The organism is Nocardia sp. NPDC006630, assembly GCF_040611495.1.
Classification (GTDB): Bacteria; Actinomycetota; Actinomycetes; order Mycobacteriales; family Mycobacteriaceae; genus Nocardia.
In genome coordinates this window covers 1-17717 of record NZ_JBEXOK010000020.1, presented here as the reverse complement: position 1 = coordinate 17717, position 17717 = coordinate 1, and the positions used below count along the sequence as shown (strand labels likewise).

Genomic DNA, 17717 nt, shown 5'->3' with positions numbered 1-17717 from the left:
TGTGACGCCCATCTCCGCTACGCTCACCGGCGACCGGGTACAGTTGCGAGAATTCTCACGAACTTACCCAAAAGTAAGTTCGGCCCACCGTTGGACCGGTGACACGGCCCATCATGAAGTACTCAGGTGGCCTGGGCTCACCACGAGAAGGAAGTTTGACAAGTGGACACAACGCAGAGCGCACAGACGGCTGCGCCCCGCGGTGCACGTGTCGGCGTGGTTCGGGAGACGAACCCCGACGAACGACGTGTCGCATTGGTGCCGAAGATCATTCCATCCCTGCTCAAGCAGGGTGTGGAGGTGATCGTCGAGGCCGGAGCCGGGCTGGGCGCACTCATTCCCGACGAGGCCTACACCGCAGCCGGCGCGACCATCGGTGACCCCTGGGACACGGACGTCGTCGTCAAGGTGGCGCCGCCCAATGACGCCGAGATCGCCAAGCTTTCGAGCGGGCAGACCCTGATCGGCTTCCTCGCACCGCGCAATGCCGATACCAAGATCGGCGCGCTGAAAGAGGCCGGCGTCCAAGCCTTTGCGGTGGAAGCGATTCCGCGCATCTCGCGGGCGCAGGTCTTGGATGCCCTGTCCTCACAGGCCAATGTCGCCGGCTACAAGGCCGTGCTGCTCGCGGCCTCCGAATCCACCAGATTCTTCCCCATGCTCACCACCGCCGCGGGCACCGTGAAGCCCGCGACCGTCCTGGTGCTCGGCGTCGGTGTCGCGGGGCTGCAGGCACTGGCCACGGCCAAGCGCCTCGGCGGCCGGACCACCGGTTACGACGTGCGCCCAGAGGTTGCCGACCAGGTGCGCTCCGTCGGTGCGCAGTGGCTCGACCTCGGCATCGACGCCGCCGGTGAGGGCGGGTACGCCCGCGAGCTCACCGAGGACGAAAAGGCCAAGCAGCAGCAGGCTTTGGAAGATGCCATCAAGGGTTTCGACGTGGTCATCACGACCGCGCTCGTGCCGGGCCGCCCCGCGCCGCGCCTGGTGACCGCGGGTGCGGTCGAGGGTATGAAGCCCGGCAGCGTGATCGTGGACATGGCCGGCGAGACCGGTGGTAACTGCGAGTTGACCGAACCGGGTAAAACCGTTGTGCGGCACGGGGTCACGATCGCCTCGCCGCTCAATCTCCCGGCCACCATGCCCGAGCACGCCTCCGAGCTGTACTCCAAGAACATCTCGGCGCTGCTGGAACTGATGTTGAAAGACGGTGCGCTGGCACCGGACTTCTCCGATCAGGTGCTCGCCGATTCCTGTGTGACACGCGAGGTGGAAGCCTGATGTACACCGAACTTCTCGCGAATATCGCGATCCTGGTGCTGTCCGGGTTCGTGGGCTTCGCCGTCATCTCCAAGGTGCCCAACACCCTGCACACCCCACTCATGTCCGGCACCAATGCCATTCACGGCATTGTCGTGCTCGGCGCGCTGGTGGTGTTCGGCAAGATCGAGCACCCGTCGGTGCTCATGCAGATCATCCTGTTCGTCGCGGTCGTGTTCGGCACGCTGAACGTCATCGGCGGGTTTGTCGTGACCGACCGCATGCTCGGGATGTTCAAGGCCAAGAAGCCCGCTGCTTCGGGCGCGGAGCGCCCTGGTAACACCGAAAAGGCGGACCACTGAGTCATGGACAATCTGGTCAATATTCTCTACATCGTCGCCTTCGCCCTCTTCATCTACGGCCTGATGGGTCTGACGGGGCCGAAGACCGCGGTGCGCGGCAATCAGATCGCCGCCGTCGGCATGCTGATCGCGGTCGTCGCGACCCTGATCTCCATCCGCCACACCAATAGCTGGATCATTATCGTCGCCGGTCTGGTCGTCGGCATCGGCCTGGGCGTGCCCCCGGCCCGCTTCACCAAGATGACCGCCATGCCGCAGCTCGTCGCCGCGTTCAACGGCGTCGGCGGTGGCACCGTGGCCCTCATCGCCTGGGCGGAATTCCTTGATACCAAGGGCTTCTCGAACTTCCCGGACGGTGAGCAGCCGACCGCGCACATTGCGATCGCCTCGCTGTTCGCGGCCATCATCGGCTCGATCTCCTTCTGGGGCTCGTGCATCGCGTTCGCCAAGCTGCAGGAACTGCTGTCGGGCAAGCCGATCAGCGTCGGCAAGCTGCAGCAGCCGCTGAACCTACTGCTGTTCGCGGGCGCCATCGCGGCCGCGGTGGTCATCGGCCTCGGCGCCACCAAAACCGGTGTGTCGCAGTGGTGGATGATCGGGCTGCTGGTGCTCGCGGGCATTCTGGGCCTGATGACGGTGCTGCCCATCGGCGGCGCGGATATGCCCGTCGTCATCTCGCTACTCAACGCCCTCACCGGATTGTCGGCTGCCGCAGCGGGTCTCGCGCTGAACAACACCGCCATGATCGTGGCGGGCATGATCGTCGGCGCGTCCGGCACCATTCTCACCAACCTCATGGCCAAGGCCATGAACCGGTCCATCCCGGCCATTGTGGCGGGCGGATTCGGTGGTGGCGGAACGGCTCCCAGCGCGTCCGGCGACGGCGAGCAGAAGCAGGCCAAGGCCACCTCCGCCGCGGATGCCGCCATTCAGATGGCCTACGCCAACCAGGTCATCGTGGTGCCCGGCTACGGTATGGCCGTCGCCCAGGCGCAGCACGCGGTCAAGGAAATGGCATCACTGCTCGAGGCCAAGGGCGTCGAGGTCAAGTACGCGATTCACCCGGTCGCCGGTCGTATGCCGGGCCATATGAACGTGCTGCTGGCCGAGGCCGAGGTCTCCTATGACGCCATGAAGGAAATGGACGATATCAACGGCGAATTCAGCCGTACCGATGTCGCCCTGGTCATCGGCGCCAATGACGTCACCAATCCGGCAGCGCGCGAGGACGCCTCCTCGCCGATCTACGGCATGCCGGTGCTGAATGTGGATCAGGCCAAGTCGGTCATCGTGCTCAAGCGCTCGATGAACTCCGGTTTCGCCGGTATCGACAACCCGCTGTTCTACGCCGACACCACCTCCATGCTGTTCGGCGATGCCAAGAAGTCCGTCAATGCGGTCACCGAGGAACTGAAGGCGCTGTAGTCCCGCTCGGCTTCGCCGCACAGGCAAAGGAATGGCCCGTGTCCTGGACACGGGCCATTCCTTTGCTTTCCATGGGCAGGCCACGCGACTTCGAGACGGATACCGTCCTGGAGCTGGCCGGGCACGACGCGGAAGCCAACCGCGCCGTCAATACCGCACTGGTCGGACCGTGCACCGAAAGGTGCACGGGCCGTGGCTGTTCGGGCAAGCGCTCAGGCGCTCGGTTCGGGCAGGGCCGCAGGGGATTCGGCCGGAGCCACGATGCGGCGGATGGCGTCCTTGGTCCAGGCGCGGGCGCTCTCCGGATCGGAGTCGGGGCCGAGGGTGAATTCGGCGACCTGCGGGACCGCGAGCGGATAGTTGATCATGCTCATCAGCAGCATGAGGATATTGCCGGACGGCATATCGGTGCGCATCAGGCCCTTGCCCTGCGCGATCTCCACCTTGGTGCGCTTCTCCAGGTAGCGGCCGCAGCGCAGCTCACCGGCCTGGGCGTTCTCGGCGCCGAGTTCCAGTGCCTCCCACATGAGCAGGCGCAGCAACTCGGGGTGGTCGCGGTGGTAGTCGATGTGCTGATCTATCCAGGTCTCGAGGTCCTCGATATCGGTGGTGACCGATTCGGCGACGGCGAGCATGGTCTTCTCCAGAACCTGCCGGAACAGCGCCTCCTTATCACCGAAGTAGGCGTAGATGAGCTGTTTGTTGGCCTGGGCATTGCGCGCGATGCGGTCGACCCGGGCGCCCGCGATGCCATGCGCGGCGAATTCGGCGGTGGCGGCGGCGAAGATCCGCGCCTTGGTCGCCTCGGGATCCCTGACTGCCATGCCAGCCATCATAACCAACTAAGTAGTTGACAGTCCGAAGACGGTGGAATACTTTCAACTAACCAGTTGGTTATGCCCCTCGCGAGGGTGAAGTCCTTCGGGGGCCACCGCCCCCGAACCCCTGAGAACACGGGAAGTTCCGAGAGCCCCGCCCTCGGACCCGCTCAGGCGCAATGGCGCGCCGCACGTCCCCACAGTCCCTGCTCCACCGTTCGGGAGAACCGACGTGACCATCCTCGAGAACCGCTCCGCTACAGCGGGTTCCGCACCAGCACTGACCGCACCGGGTGTATTCGCCGCCCGCTGGCGGGTGCTGCCCGTCGTCCTCACCGCCATGTTCATGGCGATGTTCGACTACTTCGTCATCAATGTCGCGGCCTCCTCGCTGCAGCACGACCTGCATGCCGGTGAGGCCGCCCTCGAACTGGTCATCGGCGGTTACGGATTCGCCTACGCCAGCGGCCTGATCACCGGCGGACGCCTCGGCGATCTGTTCGGGCACCGGCGCATGTTCGTCATCGGCATGATCGCCTTCACCCTGGCCTCACTGCTGTGCGGACTGGCCTGGAACGCCTGGGCCCTGGTCGGGTTCCGGGTGCTGCAGGGCGCCACCGCGGCGGCCATGGTGCCGCAGATGCTGGCGCTCATCAACACCATGTTCCCGCCGGCCGAACGCGCCAAGGCCATGTCCGCCTTCGGCGCCACCATCGGACTCGGCGCGGTCTCCGGGCAGGTGCTCGGCGGCGTGCTGCTCGACCTCGATCTGTTCGGATGGGGTTGGCGGACAATCTTCTTCATCAATGTGCCGATCGGACTGATCGCCGCCTTCCTGGCCGCGCGCTGGTTGCCGCAGCATGAGCAGACCCACCGGCCGCGCCTGGATCCGGTTGGCGCGCTGGGTATCTCGGCCGCATTGGCACTGGTGCTGATTCCGGTGACCCTGGGCCGTCCCGAGGGCTGGCCGGTGTGGACCTGGGTGTCCATGGCCGCCGCACTGCCGGTACTGCTGCTCACCCTGCGCTACGAGGATCGGCTGGCACGCCGCGGCGGGCAGCCCGTGCTCGACACGGAACTGGTGCGCGAGCGGGTGTTCGCCGCGGGCATGGTGATCTCCGGCGGCTACCTGGCCTTCTTCGCCGGATTCATGCTCTGCCTGACCCTGCTGCTGCAGAACGGGCTCGGCATGTCACCGCTGGCAGCCGGACTCACCTTCGCCCCGCTGGGCGTAGCCTTCGCCACCAGCTCACTGCTCTCCCGCAAGGTCGCCGAGCGCATCGGCAATCGAGTCATGGTGCTGGGCACCAGCATCAGCCTCACCGGACTGCTCATCACCGTCGGCGTACTGACCTGGTACGGCTCGTCCATCAGCGCCGCGGTCCTCATCCCCGGCATGATCCTGGTCGGCACCGGCAACGGAATGACCATCCCCTCGGCCATCGGCGCGGTGCTCTCCTCGGGCATCCCCGCACACCAGGCCGGTATGGCAGCGGGCGTCCTCACCACCGCCCAGCAGTTCGGAAACGCTGTCGGCGCAACAGTTCTGGGCACTATCTTCTTCACTGCCCTCGGAAGTGCCCACGGCGTAGGCGATTTCGTACACGCCATGGAAATCGCGGGCCTGGCCGCCCTGGGAATCGTGGCGGTCGTCTTCGCCGCAGCCCTCACCCTCCCCCGGGCCACCACTCGCTGACCCTCGAAACAGATGGGGCGCGCCATCCAATTTCGGATGCCGCGCCTCGTCACATCGCCTCGGTCTTCGAGCGGTAGCGCGGTATCCGCTGGGATGCCGCGCTTTTCGCGACCGCACGCCAGCCGGTCACGCCACGTGGCCGGCCGACCCCGAGTTATCGATAATGGTGTTCCCGACCTGCATGAGAAGTCCCAGCGGGGAATTGCGATCGATGATGTCCACGGTGAGTGTTTGAGACAGAATGCCCTGCTCGGCAGTCAGCACGTAGTGACCGCCCGTCTTCGGTGTCCACGACACGCAGGTGTCCGCCGGTACACAGGGCCAGATGTACGGGGCCGTGACCACCGTTCCGTTGACCTTGAATACGACCGGCGTCGTCGTGTCGGAGACGTCAACCGTCATACCGCAGAGCGAACCACTCAACACACAGGCGAAACCATTGTCACCGCCTTGCAGCAGACGCATTTCCATGAGGTTCTGGGCATGGGCAGCGCCGGTGGACAACGGTAGCGCCGCGGCCAGCACGGCCACCCCCGCTGCTGCGCGACCAACGGTCTTCTTCGTACTCATGCGGCCAGTTTGCAACACTTGCCCACCGCTAAATTGCAAAATGACCATATTTCACAATGCACTGACCATCGGTCAGCCGGACCAGAGACGGTGAAGCGCGGCATCCGCTGGGATGCCGCGCTTTCCGCTGATTCGGGCTAGCCGCGGACCTGGCGGCGGTAGGTGACCTTGTCGAATTCGCGGCCGTATTCGTCGACCGCGGTTACGTCCATTTCGCTGGCGAAGAAGCCGGGGCGGACGTCGACTCGGATGAAGGAGTAGTTGCGGAATCGGACGCGGGACCAGGGGGCGTCCTCCGGGTTCTTCTTTCCACCCGGTGTCCAGACGTAGCTGTTCGGGACGTCCGTGTCGGCGACTTCGTGGCCGCGGTAGCTTTCCTGGGAGCCGGGCTGGAAGCCGTAGCGGGGGCGGCCGCCGCCGCCCACGGTGTAGTAGACGGTGCCGTCGGTCTCTGGGTAGACGATCGAATTGTCGCCCGCCGGCTTGGATTGTGCGCCACCGCGAATCGGGTCGGTGCGCTCGAAGACGTGATTGTGGCCCTGCAGGACCAGATCCACCTGGTAGCGGTCGAAGAGTGCGCACCAGGCGTCGCGTACGCCGCCGTCGCTGGCGTGCGAGTCGGTGGTGGAGTAGGCGCAGTGATGGAAGAAGCAGACGATGAAATCGATGTCCGGGTTCGCGCGGTAGGCGGCGAGAGTTGTTTCCACCCAGGTGTTCTGGGCGCCGCCGGAGTAGCCGGTGTTCGCGCCGATCTCGTAGGAGATGTCATTGGCGTCCAGGGACAGCACCGCGACATTGCCGTAGGTGAAGGAGTACACCGAGGGGCAGCCGGCGGGGCCGTTGCCCGGAAAGTCCAGGCGCGCAAGGTGTCCGCCGTAACCGTGGGTGCCGTAGGCGGCCTCCATATCGTGGTTGCCGGTGGCGAACATCCACGGGGTGGTCGAGGCGCTGGCCTCGATGGCGCCGAAGTAGACGTCCCACACGTACGGGTTGAACTTGTCGAAACCGTCAGAGACCTTGCCGCCCGAGCCGACGTACTGCGGCTTCTTGCCCGCGCCCGACGGATCGGCATAGGCGATATCACCGGCCAGCACATGGAAATCCGGGCGCGCGGCGACGATCTGGTTCAGCACGTTCTTCGTATGCGGCACCGCCGGATCATTGTCGGCGGCGTAGTACAGATCGTCGTAGTCGCCGGGCTTCAGGCCACCGGGCTGGGCCGGCACATCGTCGGTACCCTGATCACCCATCATGGTGAACCGGAACGGCACCACGGCCGCGCGCGCCGTCGGCATGGCGGTGGCCACCGAGCGGACATCACTCACGAAGCCGTCGGAGGTGCGCCAGCGGTAGAAGTGCGGCATCCGGCCCGGCAGTCCGTCGACCGGCGCGTGCACGTAGAACTGTTCCGCCGCCAGCACTCCCCCGTCGGAGCTGGGGATCTGGGTCACCAGATTGCGGACCTCGGCCTCGACGCTGCCGCCGAGCACCGGCGTCGGCCCGTGCTCGAGAAAGACCTTGGCGCCACCGGGATTCCGGGACAGCTGCGCCGAAAAGCGCAGTTGCCCGGACGCATCCGTGCCGAAGCCGACATGCTGCCCGCCCACGCCCAGTGCGGCCTCATCCGCGTAGGCGCGCGCGCCGAACGGCGAGACGCCGACCGCCGCCACCGCCGCCGAGCCGCGAAAGAAATTCCGGCGCGAGACCGGATGGCGGCGCAGGTACGAGCGGTGCCACTCGTACTGCTCGGTCATGGTCATGGTGGCGGCGAGCCGCTCGGGAATGCCGGTATCGGGAACGTCACCGGCGGGATTCAGGCGTTCGGACAGCATGGGTTCGGATGCTGTCCCAAATATGAGGACGCGGCAATCACCCGGGGCCGGCGACACGGAGAACAATCGGTTAACAACCCGAAGGGTTGCAACGAATCGGGCACACACCAGCACGCGTACATCCCGTAGTTTCACAACTGTGGACCCGCACAGTTCTCCCGATCTCGGCTCACTCCGCGCCCTGCTGCCCGACGGCATGCTGGTGATCGATCCGGACATACTCGATGGCTACCGGCAGGACCGGGCCTTCGATCCGGACGCGGGCACGGCCCTGGCACTCATCCGGCCGACCCGCACCGATCAGGTGGCAGCAGTGCTGAAATGGGCCGCCGAACACCGGATTCCGGTGGTGCCGCGCGGCGCCGGAACCGGACTGTCCGGCGGGGCCACCGCGCAGAACGGTGCGCTGCTGCTGAGCACCGAGCGCATGCGGGACATCACCGTCGACGAGGTCACCCGGACCGCCGTGGTGCAGCCGGGACTGCTGAACGCCGAGGTCAAGCGGACCGTCGCCGAATACGGCCTGTGGTATCCGCCGGATCCGTCGTCCTTCGAGATCTGCTCCATCGGCGGCAATGCGGCCACCAATGCGGGCGGGCTGTGCTGTGTGAAATACGGCGTCACCACCGATTACGTGCTCGGCATGGAGGTGGTGCTCGCCGACGGGACCGTGGTGCGCCTCGGCGGGCCGCGGCTCAAGGATTCGGCGGGGCTCTCGCTCACCAAGCTTTTTGTGGGCAGCGAGGGCACGCTCGGCATCATCACCGAACTCACGCTGCGGCTGCTGCCGGCGCAACCGCCGCAGTCCACCGTGGTCGCCACCTTCCCCACGCTGAGCGCCGCCACCGCGGCGATTCTCGCCATCACCGGCACGCTGCGGCCGTCCATGCTGGAGTTCATGGACTCGATCGCCATCAATGCCGTCGAGGACGAGCTGCGCATGGGGCTGGATCGGGCGGCGGCCGGACTGCTGGTGGCGCGCTCCGACGCACCCGGCGAGTATGCCGGATACGAGGCCGACATCATGCTGGCGGCTTGCGAAAAGGCCGGGGCTACAGAGGCTTTCCGTACCGACGATCCCGAGGAGGGCGAAGCCTTCTGTGCCGCACGCCGATTCGCCATTCCGGCCATGGAACGCAAAGGGCCGCTACTGCTCGAGGATGTCGGCGTACCGCTGCCCCGGCTCGGTGATCTGATCGACGGCATCGCCGGGATCGCGCGGCAGCGCTCCGTGGTCATCTCGGTCATCGCGCATGCGGGCGACGGCAATACCCACCCGCTGATCGTGCACGATCCGAACGACCCGGACGAGTCCGAGCGCGCCCACCTGGCCTTCGGCGAGATCATGCAGCTCGCGATCGGCCTGGGCGGCACCATCACCGGTGAGCACGGCGTCGGCCGGTTGAAGAAGGCCTGGCTGCCCGATCAGGTCGGGCCCGATGTGATGGCGCTCACCCGCCGGATCAAAGATGCCCTGGATCCGCACGGAATACTGAATCCCGGCGCGGTCCTCTGACGGGCCGCATCGGAACAATCCACCGCACAAGGGAGTTCACACAGACCATGAGTACCAGGCTGGAACACAATGTCGACGCCACCCGCTACGAGATCTATCTCGACGAGACGCTCGCGGGCTACGCCGACTACGCGGAGCGCACCGAAGGCCAGAAGAAGGTCCGCGATATCCAGCACACCCTCACCTTTCCCGAGTTCCGGGGCCGCGGCGTGGCCGCGCAGGTGGTCGAGTACGCGCTGAACAATGCACGCGCGGAAGGCTTCTCGATCATCCCAACCTGCTGGTACGTCGAGAAGTACATCGGCGAGCACCCGGAGTACGCCGACCTCGTCGGCTGATCGACCCTGCTAATTGGCGCGGTAGCCGCGCCGGCTGTCGGGCGACTGCGCCCGCCGCCACACCAGGAACTGCCGGTCGGCGGTGCTGAGCATCGCCTCGACCACCTTGTCGTTGTCGAAGCCCGGTAGCGCCTGCAGGCGAGCCAGGAACGCGGTGTCGGCCGCCGAATGCGGCACCACACAGCCCTTACCGGTAGCGCCGATCAGCACGAAGAAGACGTCTTCGGCGAACGGTCCGTCCGCCGTCGTAATGAGGCGCACCTCCGCCAGTTCCGTCCACGCGACCTCTTCGACTCGCCCATTGGCCAGCGTGCGCCGGACGAAGGTGTCGTTGATTTCGACTCCGGCCATTGCTCCATAGTGCTCCTACCGCAGCCGACCCAACAATCCCGAAACTCGGCCTTTACCTGAGGAACACGAAAAACAGAGCTCCGGCGAACCGTGCCGTCGCACCAAGGGCGACGGACGGCTGCCGGAGCAATTAGCTAGCTACTGAACAGGATTCGGCGTGGGAGCACCGCGCGCCGGGCCCCGCGGTGCCTCAGTTCGCGTGTGGCGTGGTGGTCGGCGCGGCGGAATCCGTTGTCGTAGTGGTGGGTGCGGTGGTGGTCGGCGCCGTGGTGGTCGGCTGCACCGCTGCCGGAACCATGGCATCGGTCGTGGTGGTCGGTGCGGTGGTGGTCGGCGCGACCGTTGTGGTCGGAGCCGTTGTCGTCGGTGCGACGGACGTCGACGCCACGGCCTTCGTCTCACCGCTCGGTGTGGTCGTGACCGTTGTGCTCACCTTCGAGGTCGTGGACTTCGACGGATCGGTCGTGGTGGTCGGTGCGGTGGTGGTCGACGGCTGCGCGGCCTTGTACGCGGCGGCGAGATCGGCCGGTTCCGGCTTGGCGGTGGTATCGACCTTCTGACCGTTCTGCGCCTGCTGCGCCAGATGGGTGAGCCAGGCGGCCGCGTATTCGGCGGAGGTCAGCGGCTTACCGTTGGCCGGGTCCGCGTCGTGCCAGTAGTCGAAGTGGTGGCCGGTGCGGTCCGGGCCGAGCGTCTGGTTGTACGGATCGCTCAGGATGACCGGGATGGTGTTCGTATTCGTCACGATCAGGCCGACGATCTCGTTGAACACCTTCTGCGGCAGGTACGCCAGGTCCGACATCTGATTGGTCGCGATCGAGCTGGCCGCGACCGGAGCCGCCGTCTGGGTGCCCGGCTTGTAGCCCGGAGTCGACACCTTCAGCAGCACCTGCAGGAAGGTCTCGTTGCTCTGCAGCCAGTGCGGCGTGGATGCGATGTCCTGGAATGCGGCGAGGGCGATTCCGGCGAGATTGACCGCGACATCCTGCCCGGTCGCCGGGGTCAGGCCGTTGTTCTGCAGATCATCCACATTGAGGTGCCTGCCGACGTTGATGGCCAGCTGCAGCAGCGAAATGTTCTGTGGCGCAGAGCAAGTGTCGTCGCCGTCGGAGCAGAACGAGGCGATCTTGCCGTTCAGCGATCCGAAGTCACCGGCGGTGTCCGGCAGTGCGCCCTGACCGCCCGCGGTCTTGCCGCCGAAGTTCGCGTCGTAGCCGTCCGGATGGTTCGGGTCCGTCGCGCCGATGAACGGGCCCTCGCCCGCCGAGCGGCCCGCGTCGGCGAGAATGACGACGCCCAGCACATTGTTCGGATCGACGATGCCGTACTTGCCGTTCTGATCGGCGGTCTGATGCCCGACCTGCTGGGCGACCTGACGGACCACGACGGATCCCTCGCTGTACCCGACGATCGAGAACTTGGTGTTCGGGCACGCGGCCGAGATCTCCCGCATGACCTGTTCGGTATTGGCGACGCCGGTGTTGACCGCGTCCGCCTCGTTGTTCAGGTTGGCCGGATACGCGATGTAGACCGCGGCATTGTTCGAGTTGGGATCGGCATTGGGCGCGTTGACCACCGGATCGAGCCACTCGCTGCTGTAGTCGCCGGACAGTGCGGCGGGCAGGGCATTGCCGTTCGCGTCGACCAGCATCTTGGTGGTCGCCTCATTGGGCGAATCGTTGCGGCCCGCGACCGAAATCGTCACCATGTCATGGCATTCCGTGACCGATGAGGTGAGCCGCGGATCGGCATTGCGAGTGTTGGTGGACGGCAATGCGAATGAGACGGCGACCACAGTCGCTATACCCAGGACAGCCGGCACGGCCGCGGCCGAGGCGATCTTGTGCTTACCGAAGAACGCGCGTTGCCGCACGAAGAATTCACGAAAATCCATGGCCCATATCCCCATTCGAACAAGAACAAGCGGAAGTACAGGCCCCCCGACGGGCCATGTGTCACAGGGGATGTCGCTGTGGGATCCGTGAGCGTTACTTAAGCGAACGATGAGCTATCGCAACCGAGCCGCAACCTCCCCCCTCGAACCCGCCTGAACTGCACCGATTCATAACGCGCCGGAGGCGGTCCCGAGATGAACTCGGAACCGCCTCCGGGGATTTACGAGATCAGCTACGCCGATCCGTGACCAGCGCGAATCAACGCAGGATCTGCCGCGACATGACCAGACGCTGGATCTGGTTGGTGCCCTCGTAGATCTGGGTGATCTTGGCATCGCGCATCATGCGCTCCACCGGGAAGTCGGTGGTGTAGCCCGCGCCACCGAAGAGCTGGACGGCATTGGTGGTGACCTCCATGGCCACATCCGAGGCGAAGCACTTGGCGGCGGCGGAGATGAAACCGAGGTTCTTCTCGCCACGCTCGGCGCGGGCCGCGGAGGTGTAGACCATCAGGCGGGCCGCTTCGACCTTCATGGCCATATCGGCCAGCATGAACTGGGTGTTCTGGAAGTCGGCGATGGCCTTGCCGAACTGCTTGCGGTCCTTGGTGTACGCGATGGCCGCGTCCAGGGCGCCCTGCGCCAGGCCGACGGCCTGCGCGCCGATGGTCGGGCGGGTGTGGTCCAGGGTCTGCAGGGCGGTCTTGAAACCGGTGCCCGGCTCGCCGATGATGCGGTCGCCCGGAACCTTGCAGTTCTCAAAGTACAGCTCGGCGGTCGGGGAACCCTTGATGCCGAGCTTGTGCTCCAGCGGGCCGACCACGAAGCCCTCATCGTCCTTGTGGACCATGAACGCGGAGATGCCGTTGGCGCCCTTGTCGGCGTCGGTCACGGCCATGACCGTGTACCAATCGGACTTGCCGCCGTTGGTGATCCAGCACTTGGAGCCGTTGATGATCCAGTCGTCGCCGTCCTGGCGGGCCCGGGTGCGCATGCTCGCGGCATCGGAACCGGCTTCCCGCTCGGACAGCGCGTAGGAGGCCATACCGCCGGCGACGATATCCGCCAGCACCTTCTGCTTGAGCTCCTCGGAGCCCTGCAGGATCAGGCCCATGGTGCCGAGCTTGTTGACCGCGGGGATGAGCGAGGAGGAACCGCAGACGCGGGCGACCTCTTCGATCACGATGCAGGTGGCGACCGAGTCGGCGCCCTGGCCGCCGTAGGCCTCCGGCACGTGCACGGCATTGAAGCCGGCGGCATTGAGGGCGGTCAGCGCCTCCTGCGGGAAGCGGGAGTTGCCGTCGACGTCCTTCGCGTACGGGGCGATCTCCTTCTCGGACAGTCCGCGAATGGCCTCGCGCAGCTCATCGTGGAAATCCTCGAGCTTGAACAGATCGAAATCGGGGTTGCCCGCCATGGGGTTCGTCTCCTGGTCGTTCGGGGTCGGATCGCCGCTGGTTGCCCAGTCTCTCCAGCATCTCGGCACTCAGTGCCAATCAAAGCCGAGTATACGCCGCAATATCGCGACCACGTGCGCGTACTGCCCTACCAATGTGTGGCACGCAGTGTCATCTACGCCACTGCGGACAACTCACAGCGTATCGAGACGGCGCGCCAGAAGATCAGCGACCTGCCGCGACGGCATATCCCGCGGGAAAACGGCCACCACCATCTCGGATGTCGCCGGGCCGGGTGCGGAACCGCCGTGCGGAATCGTCGCCAGTGCCGCGCGCAGATCCGCGGGACTCGCCTGCGACTCACCGCGCACCATGCGGCGCAGCAGATAGTTGTGGGTTGCCGTGACCGCGGCCGTGAATTGCACCAGCAGCAGATCTGATTCGCCCCGCAGCCGGGTGCGCAGATAGTCGGTGAACAGCCGCTCGTAGCGGAACACCGTGACGATCTCACGCTCGCGCAGCGTCGGCACCTGCCGCACCACGCCGTACCGCCGCGCCGCCAGCTCCCGCCACTGCGTGAACCGTTCGAACACCGCAATGACGGCCTCGATCACCGCGTCCCACGGATCACCCTGCGCGGCCTCGAGAAACGCCCGCGCCTGCGCCAACTGCGACTCATGGTCGGCGAAGACCACATCCTCCTTGGACCGGAACTGCCGGAAGAACGTCCGCCGCGAAATCCCCGCCGCCTCGGCGATCTCATCGACAGTTGTTGCCTCATAACCCTTCTCGGCGAACAATCGCAGGGCGTGATCGACAACCGTCAAACGGCGCGCGGTCGCATCATCGGGGGCCACCTGCCCACCGTAGCCGGGAGGGTGCACGGATTCGGTCAGCCCAGCAGCTGGGCGCGGAGGGCGGCGTCCTTCTCGATGACCATCTTCTCCAGGTCGGCCTGGAATTGCGCCATGCGGGAACGCAATTCGGGATCGGTGGCGCCGAGGATGCGGACGGCGAGCAGGCCCGCGTTGCGGGCGCCGCCGATGGAGACGGTGGCCACCGGGACGCCGCCGGGCATCTGGACGATGGACAGCAGGGAGTCCATGCCGTCGAGGTGCTTGAGCGGGACGGGGACGCCGATGACCGGGAGCGGGGTGGCGGAGGCGACCATGCCGGGGAGGTGGGCCGCGCCGCCCGCGCCGGCGATGATGACCTGAATGCCGCGGCCCGCGGCCTCTTTGGCGTAGTCGAGCATGCGCTGGGGGGTGCGGTGCGCCGAGACGACACCGACCTCGAAGCGAATTCCGAACTCGGCCAAGGCTTCCGCCGCTGCCACCATGGTGGGCCAGTCGGAGTCGCTGCCCATGATCAGGCCTACCTGCGCGGTGTCAGTCATGATGCGGATCCCATCCGTCGGTCCAAATCGCGTGCGACATCCAGTACGCCGCGCGCTCCGCCTTCTCGCGAGTGCTGTCGAGGTCGTCGCCGAGAATATTGATGTGGCCGATCTTGCGATCGGGGCGCTCGCCCTTGCCGTAGAGATGCACTTTCGCCTCCGGGAGGCGGGCCGCCAGGTGGTGCAGGCGCTCGTCCATGGACATCTCGGGAGCCTCGGCGGCACCGAGAATGTTCGACATCACGGTGACCGGGGCCAGCGCGGCGGTCGAACCGAGCGGATAGTCCAGGACCGCGCGCAGATGCTGCTCGAACTGGCCGGTGCAGGCGCCGTCCATGCCCCAGTGGCCGGAATTGTGCGGGCGCATGGCCAATTCGTTCACCAGCAGCTCACCGGAGTGGGTTTCGAAGAGTTCGACGGCCATGGCTCCGGTGACGCCGAGTTCGGCCGCCAGGCGCAGCGCCAGAGCCTCGGCCTCGGTCGCCTTGCGCTCGGACAGGCCGGGGGCGGGGGCGATGACCACCGCGCACTGACCATTGCGCTGCACGGTCTCCACCACCGGCCAGGCGGCGGCCTGACCGAACGGGGACCGCGCCACCATGGCCGACAGCTCGCGCTTCAAATCCACCTTGGTCTCCGCGAGCAGCGAAACACCGTGCGCCAGCTGATCGGTGACAATGCGCTCGGTCTCGGCGGCATCGGCGGGCATCCACACGCCGCGGCCGTCATACCCGCCGCGCACGGCCTTCAGCACGAACGGCCAGCCGTGCTCGTCGGCGAAAGCCACCGCATCGGCGACCGAGGAGACCTCGGCGAACGCCGGACTCGGCACGCCCAGCTCGGCCAGCTTGCGGCGCATGATCAGCTTGTCCTGGGCGAAGATGAGCGCGCTCGGCGGCGGCTGCACATTCACGCCCTCCGCGACGAGCGCCTCGAGATGCTCGATCGGCACACCCTCGTGGTCGAAGGTCAGCGCATACGAGCCGACGGCCGCCTTGCGCAGCGCCGCCAGATCGTTATGACTGCCGAAGACCACGTCCGGCGTCACCTGCGCGGCCGGATCGTCGGGCCGCTCGGCCAGCACCCGCAACCGCTGGCCCAGCGCAATGGCCGCCTGATGGGTCATGCGCGCGAGCTGACCACCACCGATCATGGTGACGGTGGGCATCGCGGAGGTATCGAAGGAACGTGCGCTCACGTTCGTAAATGTTGTCATGGCACCCACCCCCGACCACCCGCGGGTTGGTCTCACCATCGATGAGCGACGTAGACTCGTCTGGTGTCATTTGTCGACAAGGTCATAAACGTCCTGCCCACACCGTTGCGGGACCTCGCAGACCGGCATTCCGAACTGCTCAAGTTCGCCATTGTCGGTGCGACGACCTTCGTAATCGACATCGGCATTTTCTACCTGCTGAAGTGGACCGTACTGGACACCAAGCCGACGATCGCCCGAATCCTCTCCGGCACCATCGCCGTCATCGTGTCCTACATCCTCAATCGCGAATGGACCTTCGACAAGCGCGGCGGCCGCGAGAAGCATCACGAGGCACTGCTCTTCTTCGCAGTGAGCGGCATAGGCGTACTACTGGCCAGCCTCCCGCTCTATATCTCCAGCTACGTCTTCGACCTGCGCCAGCCGAATGTGAGTTTCACCGTAGAGAACGTCGCAGACTTCTTCAGCGCCTTCATCATCGGCAACCTCCTGCAGATGGCATTCCGCTTCTACGCCATGCGCCGCTGGGTCTTCCCCGATGAAATGAAGGAACTCACCGAAGAGTTCGAAGACCTCATCAACGAAGAACAACTCGGCCACAGCTAGCCCCCACCTGTCCTTGTCCTTGTCCTTGTCCTTGTTTCTTGTTCTCGAGAACGGGACCACAGCCGGTCGACCCGGCGGGTACCGCAGGTAGTACTCCCAACTGCGGAAGGTAGGCCGGGTACGTCTCCTGACGTGCCCAGCACGGCCATCTCGGGCTTTGCCCGCACCCTCTTGCAGACCAACCCTGTCCGGGACGCAAGCAACCCAGGTGCACCGACGGCTTCGGTATAGAAACCGTCGGTGCACCTGGGTTGCTTGCGCCGAGAGGCGGTGATGGGTTTCTGGGTGCGGGCAGGGCCCGAGATGGCCGTGCTGGTGGCGCCGGGTGAGGTACCCGATTTACCTTCCGGGCCAAGGAGATACCTGCGGTACCGGGCGGAAGACTGGCTGTGGTCCGGTTTCACAGACAAAGACGAAAAGACCAAAGATTCAAGAACAAGGACGCCTGGAAACAAGGGATCGAAGAACACGAACCCGAGAAACCCTGTCCGGCAACGACCTCTAGCACCGACAGGATGATCCTGTCAGTGACACCAGGGGCGGGAAATCTATTGTCGCGGTGGGGGTGTGATGGCCCGGCGCAGCACCCGGTACCGCACCGGGGACAACCCCGAGGCATGACACACCCTGCGGGGCCGCAGCGAGGGCGGAGCCTCGGTCAACAACTCGGCCGGGTGGTGCAGGTGGTTGACCCGTGGAGTCCGGGACGGATCCACATGCGCCGGAGCGATCCACGCGGTCCGGCCCGGAAAGTCCGAATCCGCACCGAGTTTGATCGTCTTCCACCCGCGTGGCCCGTCCTTGACCAGGGCGTGGCAGTGATCGCACGCCAAGGTCAGGTTCTCGATATCGGTGGGGCCGCCCTTGCAGAACTCGGTCACATGATGGGCCGCCGCCATACTCGCCGGAGCGCTGCAGCCCGGGCGGGTGCACCCGCGCTCGGTGGCGATCAACGCCAACCGCTGTGCCGGGTTCGCCAACCGGATTTCCCCGATGTGCAGGGGCATGCCGTTCTTGTTCTTCACGAGGATGAATGTTTT

The 17717-nt window shown here is 65.8% G+C and carries 17 protein-coding genes; 7 read left to right on the top strand and 10 right to left on the bottom strand.

Annotated elements, in window-relative coordinates:
- Positions 1-162 precede the first annotated feature (162 nt).
- From ABZX86_RS38465 to ABZX86_RS38455, 3 genes are read left to right on the top strand one after another with little or no spacing between them, the layout of a single operon-like run.
- Entirely contained in the window at positions 163-1281 is a 1119-nt protein-coding gene (locus ABZX86_RS38465) for a Re/Si-specific NAD(P)(+) transhydrogenase subunit alpha (RefSeq protein ID WP_355131118.1), read from the top strand.
- Entirely contained in the window at positions 1281-1622 is a 342-nt protein-coding gene (locus ABZX86_RS38460) for an NAD(P) transhydrogenase subunit alpha (RefSeq protein ID WP_355131116.1), read from the top strand. The genes ABZX86_RS38465 and ABZX86_RS38460 overlap by 1 nt, the downstream gene beginning before the upstream one ends.
- A 3-nt stretch (positions 1623-1625) precedes the next feature.
- Positions 1626-3047, top strand: coding sequence for an NAD(P)(+) transhydrogenase (Re/Si-specific) subunit beta (locus ABZX86_RS38455; RefSeq protein WP_355131114.1), 1422 nt, complete (start codon positions 1626-1628; stop codon positions 3045-3047).
- 212 nt (positions 3048-3259) lie between these two features.
- On the opposite strand, the gene ABZX86_RS38450 is transcribed toward ABZX86_RS38455, so the two are convergent.
- Positions 3260-3871, bottom strand: coding sequence for a TetR/AcrR family transcriptional regulator (locus ABZX86_RS38450; protein WP_355131112.1), 612 nt, complete (start codon positions 3869-3871; stop codon positions 3260-3262).
- 226 nt (positions 3872-4097) lie between these two features.
- Here ABZX86_RS38450 and ABZX86_RS38445 point away from each other — a divergent pair, with 226 nt between their 5' ends.
- A complete protein-coding gene (locus tag ABZX86_RS38445) occupies positions 4098-5561 on the top strand; it encodes an MFS transporter (RefSeq protein ID WP_355131110.1) in 1464 nt (487 codons plus the stop codon).
- A 126-nt stretch (positions 5562-5687) separates the two neighbouring features.
- Here ABZX86_RS38445 and ABZX86_RS38440 read toward each other — a convergent pair whose 3' ends face one another.
- Positions 5688-6179 (bottom strand): hypothetical protein, encoded by a 492-nt coding sequence (locus ABZX86_RS38440; protein ID WP_355131108.1) that lies wholly within the window; start codon positions 6177-6179, stop codon positions 5688-5690.
- A gap of 89 nt (positions 6180-6268) precedes the next feature.
- Entirely contained in the window at positions 6269-7963 is a 1695-nt protein-coding gene (locus tag ABZX86_RS38435; RefSeq protein WP_355131107.1) for a metallophosphoesterase, read from the bottom strand.
- Between the two features lie 196 nt (positions 7964-8159).
- On the opposite strand from ABZX86_RS38435, the gene ABZX86_RS38430 reads away from it, so the two are divergent.
- Both ABZX86_RS38430 and ABZX86_RS38425 read left to right on the top strand, forming a co-directional pair.
- Positions 8160-9479, top strand: coding sequence for an FAD-linked oxidase C-terminal domain-containing protein (locus ABZX86_RS38430; RefSeq protein ID WP_355131227.1), 1320 nt, complete (start codon positions 8160-8162; stop codon positions 9477-9479).
- Positions 9480-9526: 47 nt separating this feature from the next.
- The gene (locus ABZX86_RS38425) at positions 9527-9817 is read left to right on the top strand and encodes a GNAT family N-acetyltransferase (protein WP_355131105.1); all 291 of its coding nucleotides are present in this window, start codon (positions 9527-9529) and stop codon (positions 9815-9817) included.
- Positions 9818-9826: 9 nt separating this feature from the next.
- Here ABZX86_RS38425 and ABZX86_RS38420 read toward each other — a convergent pair whose 3' ends face one another.
- From ABZX86_RS38420 to ABZX86_RS38395, 6 genes are all read right to left on the bottom strand, one after another.
- A complete protein-coding gene (locus ABZX86_RS38420) occupies positions 9827-10168 on the bottom strand; it encodes a hypothetical protein (protein WP_355131103.1) in 342 nt (113 codons plus the stop codon).
- Between the two features lie 190 nt (positions 10169-10358).
- On the bottom strand, positions 10359-12062 hold the full coding sequence (locus ABZX86_RS38415) for a cutinase family protein (RefSeq protein WP_355131101.1): 1704 nt from the start codon (positions 12060-12062) through the stop codon (positions 10359-10361).
- A 259-nt stretch (positions 12063-12321) separates the two neighbouring features.
- Entirely contained in the window at positions 12322-13479 is a 1158-nt protein-coding gene (locus ABZX86_RS38410; RefSeq protein WP_355131099.1) for an acyl-CoA dehydrogenase, read from the bottom strand.
- A gap of 174 nt (positions 13480-13653) precedes the next feature.
- On the bottom strand, positions 13654-14316 hold the full coding sequence (locus ABZX86_RS38405) for a TetR family transcriptional regulator (RefSeq protein WP_355131097.1): 663 nt from the start codon (positions 14314-14316) through the stop codon (positions 13654-13656).
- A gap of 35 nt (positions 14317-14351) precedes the next feature.
- Positions 14352-14855, bottom strand: a complete 504-nt coding sequence (purE, locus tag ABZX86_RS38400) for a 5-(carboxyamino)imidazole ribonucleotide mutase (protein WP_327143935.1) — start codon at positions 14853-14855, stop codon at positions 14352-14354.
- The gene (locus tag ABZX86_RS38395) at positions 14848-16023 is read right to left on the bottom strand and encodes a 5-(carboxyamino)imidazole ribonucleotide synthase (protein WP_355131225.1); all 1176 of its coding nucleotides are present in this window, start codon (positions 16021-16023) and stop codon (positions 14848-14850) included. Before ABZX86_RS38395 ends, purE begins: the two co-directional genes overlap by 8 nt.
- Positions 16024-16134: 111 nt before the next feature.
- Between ABZX86_RS38395 and ABZX86_RS38390 the strand changes: the two genes are divergently transcribed.
- Positions 16135-16677, top strand: coding sequence for a GtrA family protein (locus ABZX86_RS38390; protein WP_327143934.1), 543 nt, complete (start codon positions 16135-16137; stop codon positions 16675-16677).
- A gap of 548 nt (positions 16678-17225) precedes the next feature.
- Here the strand turns inward: ABZX86_RS38390 and ABZX86_RS38385 are convergent.
- Positions 17226-17717 (bottom strand): HNH endonuclease signature motif containing protein (locus tag ABZX86_RS38385; protein WP_355131094.1); only part of this gene is annotated, 492 nt, incomplete at its 5' end.